This is a genomic window from Rhodococcus sp. MEB032 (assembly GCF_030208925.1).
In the GTDB taxonomy this organism is placed as follows: Bacteria; Actinomycetota; Actinomycetes; order Mycobacteriales; family Mycobacteriaceae; genus Rhodococcus_F; species Rhodococcus_F qingshengii.
The window spans coordinates 139,914-161,567 of sequence record NZ_JARVSY010000002.1 but is presented as its reverse complement, the minus strand read 5'-3'; the positions used below and the strand labels follow the sequence as shown (position 1 = coordinate 161,567).

At 62.6% G+C, this 21,654-nt stretch carries 22 protein-coding genes; 11 read left to right on the top strand and 11 right to left on the bottom strand.

The annotated features are described in order from the left end of the window. Positions 1 to 6: 6 nt before the first annotated feature. Complete coding sequence (locus QRN54_RS03520; RefSeq protein ID WP_099697229.1) at positions 7 to 924, top strand: carbohydrate ABC transporter permease; 918 nt, start codon at positions 7 to 9, stop codon at positions 922 to 924. A gap of 13 nt (positions 925 to 937) precedes the next feature. Here the strand turns inward: QRN54_RS03520 and QRN54_RS03515 are convergent, their stop codons facing one another. After that, complete coding sequence (locus tag QRN54_RS03515) at positions 938 to 1,402, bottom strand: hypothetical protein (RefSeq protein ID WP_225320190.1); 465 nt, start codon at positions 1,400 to 1,402, stop codon at positions 938 to 940. A 285-nt stretch (positions 1,403 to 1,687) separates the two neighbouring features. Here QRN54_RS03515 and helR point away from each other — a divergent pair, with 285 nt between their 5' ends. Continuing rightward, positions 1,688 to 3,904 (top strand): RNA polymerase recycling motor ATPase HelR, encoded by a 2,217-nt coding sequence (gene helR, locus QRN54_RS03510; protein ID WP_442971952.1) that lies wholly within the window; start codon positions 1,688 to 1,690, stop codon positions 3,902 to 3,904. On the opposite strand, the gene QRN54_RS03505 is transcribed toward helR, so the two are convergent. Then, positions 3,866 to 4,627, bottom strand: coding sequence for an IclR family transcriptional regulator (locus QRN54_RS03505; protein ID WP_003942865.1), 762 nt, complete (start codon positions 4,625 to 4,627; stop codon positions 3,866 to 3,868). The genes helR and QRN54_RS03505 overlap by 39 nt on opposite strands. Before the next feature lie 69 nt (positions 4,628 to 4,696). On the opposite strand from QRN54_RS03505, the gene QRN54_RS03500 reads away from it, so the two are divergent. The 3 genes from QRN54_RS03500 to dmpG are packed head-to-tail and all read left to right on the top strand — an operon-like array spanning position 4,697 to position 7,490. Next, entirely contained in the window at positions 4,697 to 5,524 is an 828-nt protein-coding gene (locus tag QRN54_RS03500) for a 2-keto-4-pentenoate hydratase (protein WP_007735684.1), read from the top strand. Further along, a complete protein-coding gene (locus QRN54_RS03495) occupies positions 5,521 to 6,465 on the top strand; it encodes an acetaldehyde dehydrogenase (acetylating) (protein WP_003943168.1) in 945 nt (314 codons plus the stop codon). The genes QRN54_RS03500 and QRN54_RS03495 overlap by 4 nt, the downstream gene beginning before the upstream one ends. Further along, positions 6,462 to 7,490 (top strand): 4-hydroxy-2-oxovalerate aldolase, encoded by a 1,029-nt coding sequence (gene dmpG / locus QRN54_RS03490; protein ID WP_081558632.1) that lies wholly within the window; start codon positions 6,462 to 6,464, stop codon positions 7,488 to 7,490. The genes QRN54_RS03495 and dmpG overlap by 4 nt, the downstream gene beginning before the upstream one ends. Before the next feature lie 722 nt (positions 7,491 to 8,212). Here dmpG and QRN54_RS03485 read toward each other — a convergent pair. Continuing rightward, complete coding sequence (locus QRN54_RS03485) at positions 8,213 to 8,878, bottom strand: TetR/AcrR family transcriptional regulator (protein ID WP_054782007.1); 666 nt, start codon at positions 8,876 to 8,878, stop codon at positions 8,213 to 8,215. A gap of 940 nt (positions 8,879 to 9,818) precedes the next feature. On the opposite strand from QRN54_RS03485, the gene QRN54_RS03480 reads away from it, so the two are divergent. Together QRN54_RS03480 and QRN54_RS03475 are read left to right on the top strand one after the other, a co-directional pair. Then, positions 9,819 to 11,387, top strand: coding sequence for a M28 family peptidase (locus QRN54_RS03480; RefSeq protein WP_064689083.1), 1,569 nt, complete (start codon positions 9,819 to 9,821; stop codon positions 11,385 to 11,387). A 123-nt stretch (positions 11,388 to 11,510) separates the two neighbouring features. Next, on the top strand, positions 11,511 to 11,768 hold the full coding sequence (locus QRN54_RS03475) for an oxidoreductase (RefSeq protein WP_285181588.1): 258 nt from the start codon (positions 11,511 to 11,513) through the stop codon (positions 11,766 to 11,768). Positions 11,769 to 11,950: 182 nt separating this feature from the next. Here QRN54_RS03475 and QRN54_RS03470 read toward each other — a convergent pair whose 3' ends face one another. Together QRN54_RS03470 and QRN54_RS03465 are read right to left on the bottom strand one after the other, a co-directional pair. Then, positions 11,951 to 12,445, bottom strand: coding sequence for a DinB family protein (locus QRN54_RS03470; RefSeq protein ID WP_058038445.1), 495 nt, complete (start codon positions 12,443 to 12,445; stop codon positions 11,951 to 11,953). A gap of 133 nt (positions 12,446 to 12,578) precedes the next feature. Continuing rightward, positions 12,579 to 13,055, bottom strand: coding sequence for a hypothetical protein (locus QRN54_RS03465; protein WP_285181587.1), 477 nt, complete (start codon positions 13,053 to 13,055; stop codon positions 12,579 to 12,581). 139 nt (positions 13,056 to 13,194) lie between these two features. On the opposite strand from QRN54_RS03465, the gene QRN54_RS03460 reads away from it, so the two are divergent. Next, positions 13,195 to 13,536 carry a VOC family protein gene (locus QRN54_RS03460; protein ID WP_285181586.1) on the top strand — a complete coding sequence of 114 codons (342 nt, stop codon included), beginning with the start codon at positions 13,195 to 13,197 and terminating at the stop codon, positions 13,534 to 13,536. Between the two features lie 173 nt (positions 13,537 to 13,709). After that, positions 13,710 to 14,081, top strand: a complete 372-nt coding sequence (locus QRN54_RS03455) for an SdpI family protein (RefSeq protein ID WP_083058656.1) — start codon at positions 13,710 to 13,712, stop codon at positions 14,079 to 14,081. 44 nt (positions 14,082 to 14,125) lie between these two features. On the opposite strand, the gene QRN54_RS03450 is transcribed toward QRN54_RS03455, so the two are convergent. The 4 genes from QRN54_RS03450 to QRN54_RS03435 all read right to left on the bottom strand — a co-directional run bounded on the left by QRN54_RS03450 (position 14,126) and on the right by QRN54_RS03435 (position 17,101). After that, positions 14,126 to 15,160, bottom strand: a complete 1,035-nt coding sequence (locus tag QRN54_RS03450; RefSeq protein ID WP_193594777.1) for a HEAT repeat domain-containing protein — start codon at positions 15,158 to 15,160, stop codon at positions 14,126 to 14,128. Positions 15,161 to 15,173: 13 nt separating this feature from the next. Further along, the gene (locus QRN54_RS03445) at positions 15,174 to 15,839 is read right to left on the bottom strand and encodes a HEAT repeat domain-containing protein (RefSeq protein WP_192712704.1); all 666 of its coding nucleotides are present in this window, start codon (positions 15,837 to 15,839) and stop codon (positions 15,174 to 15,176) included. Positions 15,840 to 15,921: 82 nt separating this feature from the next. Then, entirely contained in the window at positions 15,922 to 16,392 is a 471-nt protein-coding gene (locus QRN54_RS03440) for a DUF2269 family protein (RefSeq protein ID WP_003943264.1), read from the bottom strand. A gap of 34 nt (positions 16,393 to 16,426) precedes the next feature. Then, positions 16,427 to 17,101: a DJ-1/PfpI family protein gene (locus QRN54_RS03435; RefSeq protein ID WP_065351620.1), complete on the bottom strand. Its 675-nt coding sequence runs from the start codon at positions 17,099 to 17,101 to the stop codon at positions 16,427 to 16,429. A 205-nt stretch (positions 17,102 to 17,306) separates the two neighbouring features. Here QRN54_RS03435 and QRN54_RS03430 point away from each other — a divergent pair, with 205 nt between their 5' ends. Next, a complete protein-coding gene (locus tag QRN54_RS03430; RefSeq protein ID WP_054826711.1) occupies positions 17,307 to 18,251 on the top strand; it encodes a GlxA family transcriptional regulator in 945 nt (314 codons plus the stop codon). Between the two features lie 9 nt (positions 18,252 to 18,260). On the opposite strand, the gene QRN54_RS03425 is transcribed toward QRN54_RS03430, so the two are convergent. Continuing rightward, the gene (locus QRN54_RS03425) at positions 18,261 to 19,349 is read right to left on the bottom strand and encodes an iron-siderophore ABC transporter substrate-binding protein (protein WP_285181585.1); all 1,089 of its coding nucleotides are present in this window, start codon (positions 19,347 to 19,349) and stop codon (positions 18,261 to 18,263) included. 136 nt (positions 19,350 to 19,485) lie between these two features. Beyond that, on the bottom strand, positions 19,486 to 20,157 hold the full coding sequence (locus tag QRN54_RS03420; RefSeq protein WP_285181584.1) for a DNA alkylation repair protein: 672 nt from the start codon (positions 20,155 to 20,157) through the stop codon (positions 19,486 to 19,488). Between the two features lie 146 nt (positions 20,158 to 20,303). On the opposite strand from QRN54_RS03420, the gene QRN54_RS03415 reads away from it, so the two are divergent. Then, a complete protein-coding gene (locus QRN54_RS03415; RefSeq protein ID WP_198035674.1) occupies positions 20,304 to 21,650 on the top strand; it encodes an APC family permease in 1,347 nt (448 codons plus the stop codon). Positions 21,651 to 21,654: the final 4 nt, after the last annotated feature.

Sequence of the window (21,654 nt, the reverse complement as noted above, 5' to 3'; positions counted from 1 at the left end):
ACTGACATGGCATTTGTTCTGGTCGACGCACCCAGCCAGACGCATGGTCCCGGTGCAACTCCGGCGGTGGAACACCTCGACACACGGAGCAAGAGCAATGACGGACCGGTCCGGTCCCGCTCTCGAACGCGGCGAGTGCTCGGGCATGTTGTCCTCGCGGCCGTGACCGTGTTCAGCATTTTCCCGATCTACTGGCTGTTCACCACGGCCTTTCGTCGCCCCGACGATTCTCTGTCGGCGAGTCCCCTCCCCTCGCCTTTCAGCCTCGAGAACTTCCGCTACGTGTGGAACACGATCCCGATGGCGTCGATGATGGTGAACACCTTCACCATGGCTTTGGCCATGTCGGTCAGCCAGCTGTTCGTCGCAATCCTTGCCGCGTACGGGTTCGCGCGGTGGAACTTCTTCGGCAAACAAGCGTTGTTTCTGCTCTTCGTCGGGTCGTGGCTGGTTCCGTTTCAGGTCACGATGATCCCCAACTACCTTCTCATTTCCCAGATGGGCTTGCTCAACACCGTCGCAGGCATCGTGATCCCGAACTTGTGCTCGGCTTTCGGAGTTCTGCTGATGCGTCAGCATATGGAGGCATTTCCACGGGAGTTACTGGACGCCAGTCAGATCGACGGACAGAACTCGTGGGCAACGCTGTGGAAGGTTGTGTTGCCCAACATGAAGCCCGCTCTCGCTGCACTCGGCATCATGCTGTTCATCTCGGCCTGGAACGAGTACCTTTGGCCCGCGCTGATCATGCGTCAGTCGAATTCCGTGCTGCAGATCGGTATCCGTAGCTTCCTCGGCGCCGAGGGGAACAACTGGGGTGCGATCATGGCGGCGTCCGGACTCGCGTGTCTGCCGATCTTCCTGATCTATCTCTTCCTTCAGCGCTACGTGCGCGACGCGTTTGTTCAGTCCGGCCTCAAGTAGCGATCACCCGTTCTCAGAAACTGTTTACCGGGCACAGGAATTGGCGGGACTCGTTCCAGAAGGGGAAGAGGTCGGTGGTGGTGGCCGTGGGGTGGTCGATCTCGGCGAGAGTGTAGAAATCGAGAATCGTCCGCCCGGCGGTTGCGCTGACCTCGCACGCCTGCAAGCTCAGTTTCGCCTCCGCCACGAAGCCGATACTGCGGGCGAAAGGTCCGAGGGTCCCGGCATTGACAAAACCCTCGAGGTTTTGTCCCCACTGGTTGTAGTCCGACTGCAAAGCAAAGCTGCATGTTTCACCGAACAACTCGGTGCAGGTTGTCGGCTTCCCACCGATCGTGTGAACCGTATCGGCGAGCTCGTGCGAAGTACCTTCGCGCGGTGATCCGGAAAGGAGAAGCAAGACGGCGACGGCCAAGGCAACCACCAGAAGGATGCTCGCGGCCGTTGCCAGTATCGCCTTCACAATCCCTCGATCCACGTAAGTTCATGAGGGGAACCGATTTTGGAACACCGGTCACTGGATTTGTACCCGTGGCACTCGGGGTCCAAACATCGACCAGGCGCGGAGCCGTGCACCAGTCTGGGGGTTGCGAGAGGATCTGTGGGAAAAAGCGGGGGAGGATCGACACTCCCTTCCACTATCAATGTATATCTCACCGGGGGCCTTGCGGCAAGGCCCGGGTAGTGCCGCAGAATGGCTCTTCCGATCCCGCACGACCTACTACGGGATCGGAACAGTCAGCGGAAGTGAGGGCACGTGCCAATCCAGGGATACGAAGAAGAACTGCGTTCCGAGCGGAACTATGTGGAGGGGCTCTACGCACGCCTCGATGCGGAGCGCGCCCGAGTCAAGGGCAGGTACAGCACCGCTCTGCGCGGAAACGGCGAAGCACTCATGGAACGCGATGCAGAGGTGCGCGCGCTTGCCAAAGAGGTGAAGAGGCTGGACGTAGCCGACAACGGCCTGTGCTTCGGCCGGTTGGACTCGCTGACTGGTGAGACTTCGTACATCGGCCGAATCGGCCTTCTCGATGCGGACAACGACTACGAACCGGTGCTGCTCGATTGGCGGGCGCCGGCATCTCGCCCGTTCTACGTTGCCACCGCTGCCAACCCGGAGAACATGCGTCGACGCCGTCAGTTCCACACACGCAGTCGACACGTGGTCGATTTCACCGACGAGGTACTCGGGCGCCCTGACGGCGCAGAACACGACACCCACAGCGATTCCGCCTTGCTCGCAGCAGTCAATGCACCCCGCGGTGAGGGAATGCGGGACATCGTGGCGACCATCCAGGCCGAACAGGACGACATCGTCCGACTCGAACACCCCGGGGTGCTGGTGATCGAAGGTGGCCCCGGTACCGGGAAAACCGTCGTCGCCTTGCACCGCGTCGCCTACCTGCTCTACACCCAGCGAGAGCGAATGGAACGTCACGGCGTCCTCGTGGTCGGGCCGAACCCGGCATTCCTGAACCACATCGGCCGCGTACTGCCCTCACTGGGCGAGTCCGACGTGGTGTTCATGACCACCGGTGATCTCGTTCCCGGCTTACGCGTCACCGCCGAGGACGCTCCTGAGGCCGCTGGGCTCAAAGGCTCGCTGAAGATCCTGGACGTTCTCGGCGCAGCGATTGCCGATCATCAGCGATTGCCCGAGAACCCGTTGTTGATCGAATTGGCGGACGTCACAGTGCGAATCGACGCCGAAACTGCGGAGTGGGCCCGAGAAGAAGCTCGTTCGAGCGGACTCCCCCACAACGACGCTCGGACTGTGTTCACCGAAATCGTCACCTGGGCACTGACCGAGCGGGCGATAGCGCGGATCGGCAAGGGGTGGTTGACACGCAGTGACCGTGAAGCCTGGGAGCAAGTGCGGACGGACCTGACCGCAGAGTTGGCGGAGAATGACGCATTTGCCGCCGCGCTCGACGCACTCTGGCCGATCCTCACACCGAAAGAGGTACTGACACAGCTGTTTACTTCGTTGGAACGTCTGCACAAGGCAGGCGCAGACGAGACACTGTTGCGCCGAGAGGGTGATGCCTGGACGGTGTCCGACGTTCCTCTCCTCGACGAGTTGGTGGACATGCTCGGCCGGGACAAGCCCGTCGACCAGAGTGCCGAACGTGAACGCCGCGACGAGGCCGCGTATGCAGCGGGCGTGCTGGACATGATGATCAGCCGCGAGGATCTGATGGACGACGAGGACCACCTTCTCGCCCAGGACATGCTGTACGCCGAGGACCTGGCGGATCGTTTCGTCGAACGCGATACCCGGGAGCTCGCCGAACGCGCTGCTGCTGACCGAGACTGGACGTACAGGCATATCGTGGTCGACGAGGCACAAGAGCTGTCCGAGATGGACTGGCGAGTCCTGATGCGCCGCTGCCCGGACCGGTCTTTCACGGTGGTAGGTGATCTCGCGCAACGACGTTCACCCGCAGGTGCTCGCTCGTGGGCGACGATGATGGAGCCGTACGTCCCCGGCCGCTGGATCTACCGATCCCTGACGGTGAACTATCGCACCCCCGCCGAGATCATGAGCGTCGCCGCCGCCTTGCTCGCCGAGTTCGCGCCAGACGTCCAGCCACCCGAGTCCGTCCGCGCCTGCGGGGTCCAACCGTGGTCCAGACAAATATCCGCCGACGAACTAGCCTCCGCCATCGACGAATTCAATCAGGACGAGGCCGGACGCGAGGGTACGAGCGTCGTCATCGGACCTGCGAGTGTGCCCGGCGCTGTGCCGGTTTCGGAAACGAAGGGCCTGGAGTTCGATGCCGTGCTCGTCGTGGAACCGGAGCGAATCATCGCCGACGGCCCACGCGGTACGTCTGAACTCTATGTCGCCCTCACCCGCGCAACCCAACGTCTCGGCGTCTTACACGAGGGGCCATTGCCGCACGCATTGACCGGGCTCGTCCGGGTCGGGACGGCCAGATCACCGCAATCGTTCGCGGCGAGCGATCGTGCTGTGTAGGCCTTCGGCAGCAGCGCGCACGTAGGACACCTGACTCTCGGGGACGAAGCGACTGGTGGGACCGGTGACACTGATGGCCGCGACGGGTTTGTCATTGGTTCCGAATACCGGCGCCGCAACGCACGCGAGACCCGGCGCTGATTCCTCGCGCTCGAACGCAATACCGGTCTCGACCACTCGGTTCAGTTGGGTGTTGAGAATGCCGGGCGCAACAATTGTGTGCGGGGTTCGGCGCGTCATCGGCTCCGACAGCACCTCGCGGCGAAACTCGTTGTCGGAGAATGCCAGGAGCGCCTTGCCGATTGCGGTGCAATACAGCGGTATCCGGCCACCGGTCCGGGACGGCGAGTTGGCTTGCCGGTGTCCGCCGATCTTCGCGACGTATACGACGTCGTGGCCGTCACGGACCCCCAGGTGGACTGTCTCGTGGGTCCGCTCGTACAGGTCCTGGAGGAACGGCATCGCCATCTCCAGGAGGCTCCGTTCGAGAGAGGCGAGCATGCCGAGTTCGAAGAGGCCGCCGCTGAGCCGGTAGCCACCGTCGATACGGTCGAGTAGCCGGTTCGCGACCAGTTCGTTGGCCAGGCGGTGCACCGTCGCCTTGTGCAGGCCCGTCCGCTGGACCAGGGTGGCGAGAGGCAACACGTGGTCGTCGGCCCGGAAGGCGCGCAGGATCGTCACCGCCTTGCCGAGCACGGTGTCGAGGTTTGCGCTGCCAGTCACCTCCCCAGCGTATCGCTGAGTGAGACAGTTCCCTGGCGCAATCTCGGTGCCGCGGCGAAAGTAGTGGCCATGAGCCAGCCCACGAATACCAGTACAGCTAGCGAGACCGACATCGCAGCTGCTGCGGACCGCCTCGCAGCCGCCATCGCGAGCGGCACTCCCTGCGCGCCCGTGCGCGATCTGATCGGCGCCGACGACCTCGTCGCCGCCTATGCCGTCCAGCGCCGCGTCGACGAAATCCGTCGGCAGGCGGGGGCCGTGGTCGTAGGCCGCAAGATCGGCCTGACCTCGGTGGCAGTCCAGCAGCAGCTCGGTGTCGACCAGCCCGACCTCGGCGTGCTGTACGCCGACATGGAGTTCCCCGCCGGCGGCGCCATCCCCATGAGCCGTTTGATCCAGCCCAAGGTCGAAGCGGAAGTTGCCTTCGTGCTCGGTGCCGACCTCGTGGACGGACCGCTGGACAGTGCGCAGGTGCGCGGTGCGATCGACTACGCCGTCGCCGCGATCGAGATCTGCGACAGCCGCATCGAGTCGTGGGACATCAAGTTCGGTGACACCGTCGCCGACAATGCGTCCTCGGGCGTGTACGTCCTGGGAACCGAACGACGCACCCTCGACGAGGTGGAACCCGCCGGCGTCGTCATGTCGATGTCCGTCGACGGCACCGAGGTGTCCACCGGCGTCGGAACCGCCTGCCTGGGCGATCCGATCGAAGCCGTCGTCTGGCTCGCCCGCACTGCACGTGAGTTGGGGCAGCCGCTGACCGCAGGGCAGGTGATCCTGTCCGGCGCTCTCGGCCCCATGGCACCGGTCACCGCAGGCAACGTAGTCACCGTGACCGTCTCCGGGCTCGGTTCCGTCACCACCAGTTTCTCCAGCGAAGAGGACAACGCATGAGCAAGGTCAAGGTCGCGATCATCGGATCGGGCAACATCGGCACGGATCTGATGATCAAGGTGCTGCGCAACTCCGACTACCTGGAGATGGGCGCGATGGTCGGTATCGACCCCGCGTCGGACGGCCTCGCTCGCGCCGCGCGTCTGAACGTGCCAATCACGGCAGAAGGCGTCGAAGGCCTTGTCGGTCTGCCGAACTTCGACGAGATCGAGATCGTCTTCGACGCCACCTCGGCAAAGGCTCACGTGGCCAACAACGCGCGGCTGGCTCCCCTCGGCAAGCGCATGATCGACCTGACGCCTGCCGCGATCGGACCGTACGTCGTACCGGCTGTCAACGCGGACGAGCACTTGGACGCACCCAACGTCAACATGGTGACGTGTGGCGGCCAGGCCACCATCCCGATGGTTGCCGCTGTTTCTCGGGTCGTCCCGGTGGCGTATGCGGAGATCGTCGCGTCCATCGCCTCCAAGTCGGCCGGCCCCGGAACGCGCGCCAACATCGACGAGTTCACCGAGACCACGTCCGAGGCGATCGTGGCAGTCGGCGGCGCTCGTCGCGGCAAGGCCATCATCATCCTCAACCCCGCTGAGCCGCCGCTCATCATGCGCGACACGGTCTTCTGCCTCGTCGACGCACCGGACCCGGCTGTTCACGACGAGATCCGTCAGTCGATCGAGAAGATGGTCGGCGACGTCTCCGCGTATGTCCCCGGCTACCGACTCAAGCAGGAAGTCCAGATCACCGAGATCCCGGCCGACCAGCCCGTCGAGACGTTGCTCGTCGACGGCAATCGCCCCACCCACCAGGTGTCGGTGTTCCTCGAGGTCGAGGGCGCGGCACACTACCTGCCTGCGTACGCCGGCAATCTCGACATCATGACGTCCGCCGGAATGCAGATCGCGGAGCGCATCGCCCAGCAGAAGGAAGCAACCAAGTGAGCAACCGCAAGATCTTCGTCCAGGACGTCACCCTTCGTGACGGCATGCACGCTGTCCGCCACCGCATTTCGCCCACCGACGTCAAGCGGATCGTCACAGCTCTAGACGCTGCCGGCGTCGACGCGATCGAAGTAGCACACGGTGACGGCCTCGCCGGCGGCTCGCTCAACTACGGCCCCGGCTCGAACACCGACTGGGAATGGATCGAAGCAGCGGCCGAGGTACTCGAGCACGCTCGTCTCACCACGCTGCTACTTCCGGGTGTCGGCACGATCAGTGAACTCAAGAATGCCTACGACCTCGGTGTGCGCTCGGTTCGCGTTGCCACGCACTGCACCGAGGCCGACGTCTCCGCGCAGCACATCGAAACCGCCCGCGAGATCGGCATGGACGTCTCGGGCTTCCTGATGATGAGCCACATGGCGCCTGCCGAGGAACTGGCCAAGCAGGCCAAGTTGATGGAATCGTATGGCGCGCACTGCGTCTACGTCACCGACTCGGGTGGACGTCTGGTGATGAACGACGTCGCGGATCGTGTTCGTGCATACCGCGACATCCTCGACGAGGGCACCGAAATCGGTATCCACGCCCATGAGAATCTCTCGCTCTCGGTTGCCAATTCCGTTGTTGCAGTGCAGAACGGCGTCACCCGCGTCGATGCTTCGCTTGCCGGTCACGGCGCCGGTGCCGGCAACTGCCCCCTCGAGGCCTTCATCGCCGTCGCCAACATCGAGGAGTGGGAGCACGGCTGCGACCTGTTCGCCCTGCAGGATGCCGCCGACGACATCGTCCGACCGCTGCAGGACCGGCCGGTCCGCGTCGATCGCGAAACCCTCACTCTCGGCTACGCCGGCGTGTACTCGAGCTTCCTGCGCCACGCCGAAGCTGCGTCGGAGCGCTACGGAATCGACGTTCGCACACTGCTGCTCGAAGCTGGACGCCGCCGTCTGGTGGGCGGTCAGGAGGACATGATCGTCGACATCGCGCTCACCCTCGCAGCGCAGGCGACAAAGGAAGCAGTCTGACGCGCTGCCGAGTTCGCTGACACCCGAGTCCCGCTCCCGCCTCCGGACGGGGGCGGGACTTCTCAGTTCCGCTGAGAACATTTCGCCTCGCTGTCATACGCGCGATCAGCCTGAACCCGCCGGCAGAGTACTCGAACAGTTGATCGGGCCCTTCCCACCGCGCCTCCGACTGCCGGAACTGAACCTTCTCCGCTGCAGTCGAATTCAGAGAGACTCGTCATCCGAGTAAGATCCGTCTACCGCGAGGAATTCGGTACGGATTCAGTTTCCGAGCACGGGGAGGTCCGCTCAACGTTCATCGCGCCCCACTGCTCGTTGGGACGCGGACGGTAGGCTTCGTCGGCATTCCGGTCCACATACCCAAGTGCGCGGTGTGTGGTGGACAAGTACTTCCAGGGTTGAGGATGGACGCTACCGGCAAGTGCTCCGCCTTCTGTGAGTTAGTTCAGACAGGGGCGTACCCGGCGATTCGGATGATCGCGTCGACTGTCGCGGTTCTCGTGCCACCGGGCCAGAAGGCTTTGAATTCCTCCGATTTGGTCAACATGCAGCGACGTTGGGTACATGCGGTGAATGCGGCGCGGCTCGCAGTGGGCCGTTATGTCACCAGATACGACGCCCGATTGCGGCACTCGACTTGCAGCTGCCGCAATCTGTCGACCAGACAGAGCTTGCTCAGGCGATCAACCGCCTAATCGATTACTCCGCGCCCAACGCCCAGGTCACGTTCCATCCTGCGCAGAGGAGAGCATTGCAGCGATCCACACGCCGGCCTCCGCTGACAGATCGGTAACCGATCCTTCTTCAGGTTCGTCCAGTGCATCGGACGCGAGCTGTCGGATTGCGTATACCGCGCCCACATATGCACTGAGGGGTGCGCGCGGGTTACCGGGAGAGCGCTCGCGCTCTGACTTCAATGCCTGCGCCATGCCCACCAGCGCCGCTCGGCGTTGTACACGTGCGCGTCGCCCAACAGTGTCCATCTCCACCTGGAATGCCCTCGCCACCACAGGATCTGCATTCAAAGCACTCAAGTAACCGTCGACCACCACTGCGATGGTTCGATGATCCCAGGCGAAGGATGCGGTCGGCAGGACATCACGAATGCGGTTGAGCAATACTTCGATGAACCGACCGTAGGCAGCGAACACGCACGCATCTTTGTCGGGGAAACATTCGTAGAAGGCCGCGGGTGAGACCTTCGCGCGCTTGGCTATCCGACGGACTGCCACGCCCTGATATCCGGACTCCGCCATCAACTCAGTTGTCGCGATCATGAGCCGCTCACGCTGAGCGGAAAGGACCTTGTCCCTACTCAACTCGTGCCTGCCTCGAGGCAGGTCCGCCGGAGCACTGAAGAAGACACCCTCCGTGATTCTCGAAGTCAAGACCACACCTTCCCCTGCCGCAGACACGAACCGATCCAGTGAGAGTAGCCAATGAAGGATGAGGGAAAACGATGAGGGATGACCGGATGCCAGGCACACCGTGCGTACTGACGTGCTCGTTCACGTCAGCGCAACGATTGGTGAAACAGCCAGTTCAGATCTTTGAGGGGAAGGTTCCTAGGTTGACGACATCAACCTAATCGAGTTGATGATGTCAGGCTTAGTGCCGGAATTTTGTCACGCGCATCTGTGAACTCATGCTGAGTGTGGCGATGGAGTCCGGCCACACAGTTACGTCGATCACGCTGGGTTACCTAGCCGCCAGGAGTTCGGAACACATTATGGCGCAACAAATTCAGGATAGAATTGACGCATCCTGAGTGCTGCCTACGTTTGTGTTGCACCGCCACGTGCGTGACGTATGCGCCATTAGCTGGTGGCCTCGGATATTCTCGACGATCCCGAAGGGGGCATTCTGCGTTGGGTCCGATGCAGCACCCTTGATCGAGGTTTACTCCTCGTGAAGTCGAACGAACTTTGATATCGGATTTCCACCTCGCCGCCTGTTCGGCGTCGACTCCACTGCCATCCGATAGTGACACAGGCCACCCCGACACTGTATAAAAGAATCGCACGTAACTTTTATAGCTCGAAAGCCGGAGACCCCATGATCCTTGACCGTGCGATACCGACTCTCGCGACCGCCGCCACACTCGCCGACACGTGCCTCGCCACGTCAGGCGCAGTGCTGTCGTCCAGTTCGTCGGGTTCGTTCGCCCGTGTCGTGGCCTACCCCGAGTCCGCGTCTACGTACAGGACACGGGGTCATCGTGACAGCTCGAGCTCGCAGGACTCCCAGCGCTGGAGATGCAGGGGACCAGCCTTGACCGTCACGCGGACTCAGTAGCGATCGTCAACCCGAGATAGTAAGGACCCCAAGATGAACGACGAAACACATAGCAAAGCACTCAGTCGCCGCCGCATGATGCAGATGGCTGGGGCGGCAGCCGCCGGTATCGGACTACCATTGGCCACGCATAATTCGGCTGCGGCCGATCTGATTCCCAAAGCATCAACTCCAGGCACCTCGCCCGGCGACGTGTTCTCTGAGAACGCCCTGATGAGTGACGTAGAGACGATGACGTCCTTTGGCTGGCGTCGTCCGGGATCTCCCGCAGTTCGCGACGCGGCGCGATGGGTGCGCGAGTCATTCGAGCAATCCGGGCTCCAGACCCACACCGAGGAATGGGATTTCGATGTGTACTACCCGAGCGTGTGGCACGCGAAGGTAACCAATGCGGCGTCCCCTGCCCCGGCGTTGCCGTGGGAAACGAACTCGTACCCGATCTGGTACACCAGTGCAGGACAGGTCGAGGCCGAGGTTGTCCACGTCGGTGCCGGAACTGCGCGCGACTTCGACCGTGTCGACGTCAGAGGCAAGATCGCAATGGTCGAATCCGTATATCTGATCAATGTGATGAACACCGATGGAATGCTCGATGCATACGAGTCAGCCGTCGCCCACGGCGCCGTCGGCTACATCAGAACTGCCGATGCTCCGAACAATCTGACGCGGCTGACGCACGGAAAAGGTATCGACAAGAACACCTTTCGACAGAGAAAGGAAGCGTCGATCCCAGGGCTTGTCCTGGGATCGGATGACTTCAACGCAATCCGCACCGCTCTCGGTGGCGGACCGGTGACCATGTCGCTCGAGATTCGGACCGAGAATCCCCCCTTCGGTGGAACCCGCTCCGTTACCGGGGGATCGTTGGGCCCTGGAACTCACGAGCTGCGCGCAGTCATGGAAGACGTCGTGGGTGTACTTCCCGGGGTCAGTGACGAAATTGTTCTCATTGGCGCGCATTACGACAGCACCTACGGCGGCGCAATGGATAACGGCACCGGTGTTGCGGGCATGTTGGCGCTGATGCGTCATTACGCAGCGAAAGCCAGGAGCGAGCGTCCGAGAACATTGGTGTTTCTCGCGGCAGGAGGTCACGACTGCGGGGACTTCGACCTCACGCACTTTATGCAAACCCATCTAGAGGACATGCTGCCGCGCGTGATCACGTTCGCATGGCTTGACCACCTCGCCGCCGCGGGCACCATTCGTGTGACCCAGTCCTCGGTCGATATCCCCACCGGGCTGGACGAGATCAGGGGCGTACTCGGCTCTTTCAATCCTGTGTTGCTGAACCTCGTACTTCAGGAGTGCGTTCAGAATGGAGTCGTCCCGCCCATTCCGCTCCCGATCAAGTCATCTCTGGCGCGAGTCCCCGATTTCGTCCCGAGCTTTGACATAACGACAGCGCATTCGCGGTATCACACGATCGAAGACACGATCGACCGGATCCCTCCGGCCTCACTTCGGCAAATGACCCTCGTCCTGAGAGACGTTGTAGACGCGCTGCACACTGTCGATAGTGATCTGATCCGAAACGCTCAACCCGTCGGCGGTGACGGCAACTCGACACCTGTTCGAGGCGCAGTGCGTGGATGTTGCTGAGACGAATCAAGAACCTCGACGGGCTATGACACTGAGCCGACACCGCGCCGTGGACGCAGATCAATCACCCTGTTCGGCAATCTCATCGGCTCAGCTGGACGAAGCCCGTCGCGGCCAGAGCGATTGCGGGCGAGGGTCTCCGACAATGTCGCGCCCCGTGCCCTGACCGAACTGGAGATCCTCGAAATCATCGGTCGGTTCGTTACCGCGTCGGCGGTGGCCGAAACCGCCGAGTTCGACGGAGTAAAGATCCATGCCGCGCCCGGCTACCTCGTCGTCACCCAGTTCCTGTCGCAGCCGGCCTCGCTGATCGAAGCAACCGTCCCATCTGCCGAGGAATGCCACGTGGTCGTCGTCACACTCTACCGCTGCGGCGAGTAGTCGGTCGGTGCTTCGTTTCCAGGATTGGCGTCCATAGCCTTGAGTCCCAGCGGCAACGTCGACGCGTGCGACCAGAGAGGCTGGTCACTCTCGATGTGAAACCAATTACCCTCCGCTTCAGACAGATTCAACTTCGGCGAGACCTATCGTCTTCACCGGGAACTCTATTCCTTGTTACAGCGTCACCGGCCGGTCGAACCGTCGATCAGTTCGCGGAGGATGTCAGCGTGGCCGGCATGGCGTCCGGTCTCTTCGATCATGTGCACGAGCGCCCAGCGGACACTGGGAGCGGGTCGTTTCGCCCCCGGTCGCGGGATGGGCGCGGCAAGATCTGTGCATCCGTCGAGAACTGCGTTGGCACGCTCGACCGTCTCGCGATAGCGACTGACGACACCGTCCACGCTGTCTTCCGATGACGGCTGAAACGTCGCTTTCCAATCCGTCACGTTTTCTGCGAGAAACATCGATCGTTCGACAAAGATCAAGTGATTGACCAGCCCGAGCAAGGTTGTCCCCGACGGAACAATTGTGGTGCACACCTGAGGTTCCGGAGCACCCTCGACCTTGGCAGCGATCGAATCACGCAAGTAGTCGAGAAACGCGCGTGGCGTATCGACCTCGCTGTTTCCGGCCCGGGGCGGTGGGGCATCACGGCGGCTGCGACGCGACGCTGCCATGGTGGTTCTCCTTCCTCGGTGAAGAACGACATAGAGGCTTCATTCCTGGGTGGGCAGAACCGATCCTTCCGAATTCACTCCGATCCCGCATCAAATTTTGCTGTTGCGGCAAGGGCCGGCTTCATCGCCGGTATCACCGCGCCGAATGCAGGTCGTGCACAAGTTGGGGCCTCCGCAACTTGCCGACCTCGAAAGGCCACCGCCGCAGCGGATAGGCGAGACGAGCCACGAAATAATTGGCGTACTCGGCGACGCCGAAAGCCCACACCGCCACGACTCCCACAGCCGCGCCGGAGTGATCTGGTAGCCAGATGACAACGCCGAGAAGAGCTATCGCCAACAAGAGAACATCGAGGACCCGAAACACGCGGTAGAGCGCTGCGAGGCGGACCGGCATCGGTGCCTGCTCGACCCAGCCTCGCGCAAGCAGCCAGTAGACACCTGCTTGTACGAGTATCACAAGCAGTGGGGCCAGCGCCGACCACAACGCAGCGGAGTCTTTCGGACCTTCGAGCCGAGGCATCACGACGCCGACAGCCACAGCGGCAAATACGGCCGCGGCCGCCAGTTCGCCAAGACCGAGGCTCAGGTACCTGCGTCGCAAACTCATTCGCCGTTGATCCACCACGCAAGAAACCCTATCCGCCGATCACTCCGCAGCGGGTGCGCAGCAGCTGCAGGGCTTTGCCTAAGATCGATCGAAAGGCAGTCACGTGTAAAGAGGTTGGTGTGTGATGGTGCGATTGGCCATGGTTACGTTCGATGCAACGGATGCCCGATCACTTGCCACCTGGTGGTCGGAGCGATTCGGCGAGGCGAGTACCGAAGGTGACGAAGATTTCCTGACGGTGACGGCCCCGGACCTCCCACTCACTCTCGGTTTCCAACGGATCGATCAGGCTCGCAGCCAAAGGAATACGGTTCACCTCGACTTCGACCACGAACCGCAGGATCCTCCGCGGGACGAGGTCGTCGCGACGTTTGTCGCGGCAGGAGCAGCCCACATCGAGCGCCATGAGTCGGGCGGATCAATTTGGGACGTGTTGGCGGATCCGGCGGGAAACCTTTTCTGCGTGGGTGATCCGCATTAGGGTCTGTCCGACAACCAGTCCGAGATCGAGTCCACTGCTCATTCGGCAAAGCCTGAAAGTGCGTCACCCGATCAGCAGTACATACATTCGTTCGCATACAGTCGGATGTGTCCCAGCGGCACCCCAGACTGGAATGTCCGCTGTGTCAAATCTGCCGATAGGGGGCTGGACGGGTGGGATCGTCTGATTTGCTGGGTCTGACGGCCTCGCTGTCGTCGTCGACGCTTGTCCTCGCGTTCGTTGCCGGGATTCTTCCGCGAGTCGTCGGTGATGAACCGAATCCCGTTGTCGGCATACGCACGAAGGCGACGATCTCGAGCCCCGAGGCGTGGCAATTGGCCCATCGGATTGCGTGGCCCCTTCTACGCCGGACGGTGTGGACAGCCGTAGTGGGACTGTGCATGCAGGTCGCCATCGGTGTCGTGACAGGTTTCGGATCTGTGGTGTCGGCTGTCGCCTCAACAGTCGTGTTTCTAGCGGTGCTCCTTGTCCTGCTCTGTGCAGCGTTGAAGGGCAACGCCGCGGCAAAATCGTTGCGGCGCTGACCACCCGGGCCCGCATTTGTCAGAGGTGCCCTAGTTCTCCGATTTCAGTTCCCGATACGCGGTCGTTCGCGCCGGCGTGGTCCACGGTCCCGCATCTCGAGGATCGCGGCTGCCGTGGACGCGACCGTCTTGTCGTTGTCGCGTGTCAGCCGGGCGAGCGCTTCCCGGGCCGCCGCGCCGGGAATCTCAGCGAGTGCCTGCGTGATTCGCAACCTCGTCGGGGCGTCGTCAGTGCCGTCGAGTCTTGCCTGCACGGCATCGACGACCTCACCGCTGGTCGGTGAGTGCTCCGCGAGAAGACCGAGCACCTCTCCGGCCTCGACGTCGCGTCGCCCGTCGGCGACCATCTCGAGGAGAGCGGGCATCGAGACGGCCTCTCCGCGAGATCCGAGGGTGAGAGCGGCATCAGCGCGGACTATCGCGTCCGAATCATCGAGAGCTCCCTTCAGCGCCCGAGTTGCTTCCTCGGTGTGGATCCCGGAGATGGCCGACGTCGCGCGGCGTCGAACCTCGACGTCCTCCGATTCGAGGCCCTTCGTGAGACCTGCAAGGCCCGCACCTTCGGTCCTCGCCAACGCCCACTGCAACGCTCCGGCCACGTTGGCATCCTTCTCCGACAGGATGGCCTCGACGAGTGCGTCGACGGGCAACGCCGCATTCAGCTCCTGCGACAGGATCGCTTGCTGACGATGGGCAGCGAACTCGGATTCGAGTGCACGCAACAGTGAGACCATGCGCAGGACGTCGTCCCACTCCGAAGGGGCGCTGGCATCGACCCTTTCGAGTTTGGTCAGCAATTCCTCCTCCGCCGCGATCCGTTGCCGAGTGTGTTGCATGAGTTCACCCACCAAATCGGCCGGCGCGAAGTCGGGTTCGTCCAGTGCACGCTTGGCCTCGTTCAACGAGAGCCCCAACGTCCTCAAGCTCTCGACGTGGAAGAGTCGACGGATGTCGTCGGCGGAGTACTCCCGGTAACCGCCGGACGTGCGGCCCGTCGGCTTCACCAGTCCCAAGGTGTCGTAGTGACGCAGCATCCGTGTGCTGACACCACAACGCCGCGAGACCTCGCCGATCAACATCCGTCTCCCCTTCCTACGCGTCCGGGCCGATTGCCGCGACGCGCTTCGCCAACTCGTGTGAGAGTGCGAACCCACCGTCGGGGTCGTGCCAGAGTTGCTTTGTGGCATCAGCATGCGCCCGGACACGCGGATTCGGGCTCATTCCGGCCGCGTCGAGCACCGGGAGTACAGCCTCGCCGAGCCCGGTCAAAGCACGGCTCAGACTGAGCTGCATCTGCAGTTCACCCCGCCCGAGTTCGGTCGCCAGATCCGCTGCGAATGCACCCTCGACTCCTGCCGGCACGAGTGCCACTGCGGCGCGCCACGCACTGCGCGCGACCTCGTCGTCCTGGTCGTGCACCAGCGCAGAGACCTCGGGCCACGCGATCGGATCGCCGATCTTGGACAAGGTGTGGAGCGCCTGACTGCGGGCTTGCGAACCATCGGACCCGAGCTCACGGATCAGCCTCGGCACCGTAATTTCGGCCGGCAAGCGGCACAATGCCCAGGTCAGCATGTCGCGGACGAAGAAGTCCGGCTCGACGGCGCACCGATCGATCAGGGCATCCGTCAGCTCAGGGTCCGGGCGCGTGCCGACAGCGAGCGCGGCGCGCAGCCGAACCGAGGGATCAGCCGCGGCCAATGCGTCGACGAGGTGAGCATTCTGTCCACCATGGTTGGTTGTGTTCACGACAACCACCTCCTTCGTCGACCATTGGAGTCCTTGTCACTGTGTCAAGGTCAAGCGTCGCTGTCTCCGACACGGGAAATATCGCCTCGGATCACACGCCGGTTGTCGATCCTGGCCGAAAGATCATCAACACGACGACAACGACCCAGAGCAGATTGAAGATCCCCGTCGCTGTGCCCAGTCGACGGGTGAGCCGCGTTGCGACATCCACAACGGACCCGGTTCCTTCGATCGCCGCCATTGTCAGCCGTTGGGCGGGAAGCACGACCGCGGTGAGTATCACGGCGGCAACGACGGTGAGTGCGATCGAGGTGAGGATCCACAGGTCACCGAGCACTCCGAGATTGACGGCGGTGGCGACACCGAGCATCGGAACGACAACGCCGATCGTGGCATACACCCGAACGATGCGATGCAGCATGCCCGTCGTCGCAACACTGGCGCTGTCCGGATCGGCGAGCGCGGCGCGGCTCGCCACCGGGAACATACTCGCCGCCACAGCGACGGGGCCGATGGCAAGAATGGCCGCAATCACGTGGAGGGACAGCAGGATTCCGGTCATGGGATTTCTCGCGTTTCGGTACGCACAAGCGTATTCACGCAGCGTCCGGGGCGAAGGTGATTACAGGCTCGGCGCCCTTGGCCGACCACACCGTTCCACGACGCTCGTAGTCGAAGAGCGCTTCGACCTCGAGACTTATCCGGGGCCCGAGGCATCGTTCCAACAGGTACAGGCCAAGGTCGAGACCGGATGTCACACCGCCGGCGGTGATCAGGTCACCGTCGTCGACGATTCGCGCCTGGATCGGAATAACGCCGCCGGCCGCCAGTGCGTCCACGGCAAGATGGTGTGTCACGGCGCGGCGCCCTTCGAGAAGCCCCGCCATCGCCAGCGCCAAAGATCCTCCACAGACGGTCGCAACAAGAACACCAGGATCGTCGAGTGCACGCCGCATCATGACAGGCAGTTCGGTTTCCGTTGTGGCCGCGAGTCTTTCCGGCAAACTGGTGCCCGGCTGGTCCGCATCGGGTTCGAAGAGACCCGATGCTCCGGGAACGATGATCAGATCCGCGTGTTCGACATCGAGGGTTGCAGTGGCGGTCATAGCGAGTTCACCACTTCCGCTCAGGACGGTCCCAGGCCCCTCCGCACTGACGAGTTCGACACTCAACGCCCCACCGCTGGCGAGACCCCCGGCGTAGAGCACCTCGTACGGACCCACGACATCCATGGGATCGAATCCGTCGAACAACACGATCTGCGCGTGCACTGCAACCTCCGATTTTGTGCGACGCGCTCCTGTGCGCTTCGCTGTTCCTACGACAGTAGGAGGAAGTTGACCCCTGCGGCGACGGCTGAAAGCCAACCTTCGACGGCTTTCAGCCAACCTCACATATTCTGTGAAATACCAGTTGAGAGGATATTTCACGACACGAGATCACAGAATCTCGCGCCACATACGCTACGTTTCAGACATGCATGACGTTGCAGTTCTCGCGTTGCCCGGAGTGGTGCCGATGGACCTGGCAGCACCCCTCGAAGTCTTCGGACGATGCAGGCTTCCCTCAGGCGCACCGGCCTACCGGACCGCCGTGTGCGCGCTCACCGAGGAGGTGGAGACCGGAACGTTCACGATGCGCGTACCGCACGGACTGTCACGTCTCGCCCAGGCCAGCACGATCATCATCCCGGGCACCGCCGATCTCGATGTGCCGATCGACCCCGAGATCATCGAAGCCCTCAGAACTGCCGCGGATCGCGGCACGCGCATCGCCTCACTGTGCGTCGGCGCATTCACCCTCGCCGACACAGGCCTGCTCGACGGACTTCGCGCGACGACGCACTGGGCGGCTGCGTCGGAGTTGGCCCGCCGGCACCCGGCTGTCGACGTCGACGCTGCCGTTCTCTACGTAGACAACGGGCACGTCCTGACTTCCGCCGGCGCCGCGGCCGCACTCGACCTGTGTCTGTACATGGTGCGTCAGGACTACGGGTCTGCCGTCGCCGCCGACACGGCACGTCTGAGCGTGATGCCGCTCGAACGTGCCGGAGGGCAAGCACAATTCATCGTTCACGAGCCTCCCGTACCCAGCGGGACAACCCTTCGACCACTACTGAACTGGATGGAAGAGAACCTCGGGGAGCAACTCGACATCACGACAATCGCGGCCAAGGCAACGATGAGCACTCGCACGCTCAACCGCCGATTCCAGGAACAAATCGGTACGACGCCGTTGCAGTGGCTCCATCACGCGCGGCTCCGCCAAGCGCAATTTCTGCTCGAGACTACCGACCACTCGATCGAACGTGTTGCGGGACAAGTCGGATTCAATGCCGTCACGACATTCCGCGAACGCTTCCGAGACCTGGTCGGTACTAGTCCACAGCGATACCGGACGCAGTTTCGAACTTCCCGCTAGCGGGCCGGGTCAGCCCTTGACGTTGCCGGCAGCGGTGTTCAGAACTGTGGCGACGTCGTCGAGGATGTACGGGATGGTCAGGACCGTCAGTCCGCCGAACGCGAAGTTCTTGTCGACGCTGAAGTCCTTGGTGGATGCCGTACGCCCATCGACGATCACCGGCTGAGCTGCCACCAGTGGCTCGGCGAGAAACGCGTTCAGAGAGTCCTTGTCGTAGGCCACCACGAACAGCACGTCAGACGCAATCAGCGGCGCCTGCTCAGTGCTCAGCTCGAAGTACACGGCCTCCGGATCCTTGGCGGGATCGGCCTGCTGGACCGTCGGCTCGTTCTTCAGACCCAGCTGCTCGAGGAACTCGACACGCACGTCGGCGTTCTTACTCACCGCGAACGTGCTCGGGCTGTTCGGGAGTGCGATGGTGACGGTCTTACCTTGCAACGCAGGGTTCTTCGCAGCCGTCGCGCTGATCGCGGCGTTGGTCTTGTCGATGAGCGTGCCGGCCTCGGCCTGTTTACCCAGCGCCTGACCGGCGATGGTCACCTGGTCCTGCCACGACGCGGTCCACGGCTCGTCCGGGAAGGAAACCACCGGCGCGATCTTCGACAGTGCGTCGAATTCCTGCTGAGTGAGCCCGGAGTACGGGGCGAAGATGAGATCTGGTTCAGCCTTGGCGAACTGCTCGACAGGTGCTTCGCCCGTTCCGTCACCCGACAACAAGGTGGGCTGCTCGCCACCGAGCTTGTCGAGTGCCTCGGCGTCCCACTTCAGAATGCCCTGCGCGTCGGCCCCGTACTGAGGTCCGGAAAACGTGGGCATCGCGACCGGGACGACCCCGAGCGCCAGAAGGGCATCCTGGTTGGACCAACCCCAGGTAGCAACCCGCTTGGGCTCGTCCTTGATCTCGGCCGTGCCGAGAGCCGACGTGATCGTCACCGGAAACGCGGCATTCGCCGCGGACGAAGTCTCGGTGCCACCACCGTCGTCGTTGCTGCTGCAGGCCGCCATTCCAGTTACGAGGCCGCATGCCGCCAGGACAGCTACCATCCCGCGGACACGGCTGCGCCGCTCCGATGACGCTCGACCCGGAATCCTTGTCACTGAAGCACCTCTCGACCGATTGACCTGCTCAGACACCTCCAGCGGGTGACGACGCCAAACGTAGCACAAAGGTTACCCTTGCCTCAGTTCCAATAGGGTCAAGAACCGCACGCCGGCCCCGCGACAAGCGATCGAGCTACTTTACAGACTGACGCCGCACCATCTCCGAGATCCAGATCGGCGCAAACGGCGAGGTACAGTTCGGCGGAGTCGGGTAATCCTCGAGCACTCGCAGACGCTCACCGATGTCGATTGCGCGGGCCCGGAACTCGGCATGTTCGATCCCGATCTGAGCCAGGCAGTGGTTCATCGCCCATTGCAGGCGATCAGGAGCATCCTTCATCTCCGCCTCGATGACGTCGAGCGATCCTGAAAGATCAAGTCCCTCAGGCTTCTTCGCTACGCGCTCGGTAGTCAGAGCCCACCCGGCGCTAGCGACCACAGGATCAGGGTCAGCGGTCCAGGCCACCCGCAACTCCTCGGCATGCGGGTTCTTCTTCACCACGTAATTGACGAGCCAGTCCTGCACCTTGGGAGTGCGGGCCTCTCGCAACATGACATCCAACTCGTCACGCTCGAACGCCTTCGGGCGGCAGATCAAAAGGGCCAACAATCGCGCCGCGGTATCGCCCGTCGCCCAAAGCTGTTGTGCGAGTTCCTGCTGAGTCTTCAATCGCTTCGCAACAGCGCGCAGTTTTGTGAGGTTCACACCGTGATCGTCACCGTGTTTCTTGTTCACCGCGCGCGCCTTCGGATCCTCGAGCGCAGCCAGCTCGTCCATCACCGCGGCAACCGTCGTTTCAGCCACGTCGTCCTCCAGTCACTACTTCTGCGATTCACCTACAAGCAAAGCACGAGAAGGCGAGCGACCCACGTTTGAAACTTCGACCACTGGGTACATGTCTGCTCCTGAGGTGGCGGCACGTCACCATGAAGACAGGACGAACCTTGCATATGCGACGCGCCGCGGGTGCTGAGAACGTGGACGAAACCGCACGCGGAGATGAAGACGGCGGTAAGAGCGTTCTCACTCGGGCCATAACCGGCCCACTCCTTTTCGTGTTCATCCTCGGAGACGTTCTGGGTGCCGGCATCTACGCATTGGTGGGCGTCATCGCCGGTGAAGTTGGTGGAGCCGTCTGGGTACCACTGCTCGTAGCGCTCGTCATGGCATTGCTGACAGCAACGTCGTATGCCGAACTGGTCACCAAATATCCGCGGGCGGGCGGTGCAGCAGTATTCGCCCAACGGGCGTATCGGAAACCACTGATCTCGTTCCTTGTCGGCTTCTCGATGCTGGCGGCCGGCGTAACCAGTGCGGCGGGACTCGCCCTCGCATTCTCGGGCGACTATCTCAAAGCCTTCATCGACGTCCCAACCGTTCCAGCGGCGCTCGTCTTCCTGCTCCTGGTGGGACTTCTCAATGCCAGAGGCATCAAGGAGTCGATGCGCGCCAACGTCGTCATGACAGTCGTGGAGGTCACCGGGCTCGTCCTCGTTGTCGTCCTCGCTTGCATAGTTCTCGGGCGCGGCGACGGAACCCTGAGCCGCGTCGTGGAGTTCGACGACAGCCGATCGCCTGCACTCGCGGTGCTGGCTGCGGCACTCCTCGCGTACTACTCTTTTGTCGGCTTCGAAACGTCCGCGAACGTCGCCGAAGAAGTGAAGAACGTGAGCAAGGTCTACCCACGCGCACTGTTCGGAGCATTACTGACAGCCGGCGCCGCCTATGTCCTTGTCGGCCTGGCTGTCTCGGTGGTCCTGCCCGCCGACGAACTTGCCGCATCCTCCGGGCCACTGCTGGAAGTTGTGTCAGCTGCCGACGTCGGCGTTCCGCCTCGCCTGTTCAGCCTGATCGCGTTGGTCGCCGTCGCCAACGGCGCACTGCTGACAATGATCATGGCGAGCAGGCTGACATACGGGATGGCATCGGAAGGCTTGCTCCCGAGCGTCTTCGCTCGGGTACTGCCGCAGCGACGGACCCCCTGGGTGGCGATTATCGCGACCACAGCAGTTGCCATGGCTCTCTGCGTCACCGGATCGCTGTCAGCCCTGGCGGAGACGGTGGTACTCCTGCTGCTTTTCGTATTCATCAGCACCAACATCGCCGTCCTGGTTCTGCGCCGTGACGCAGTGCAACACAAACACTTCCGAACGCCGATCATCTTCCCGATCCTCGCTCTCGGTACGTGCGTTGCGTTGCTCACCCAGCAGAGCGCTGCGACGTGGTTACGCGCATCATTACTCTTGGCCGTCGGAGTAGTGCTGTACGCCCTCTCCCACCGCCGATCCACGAAGTGAGGTG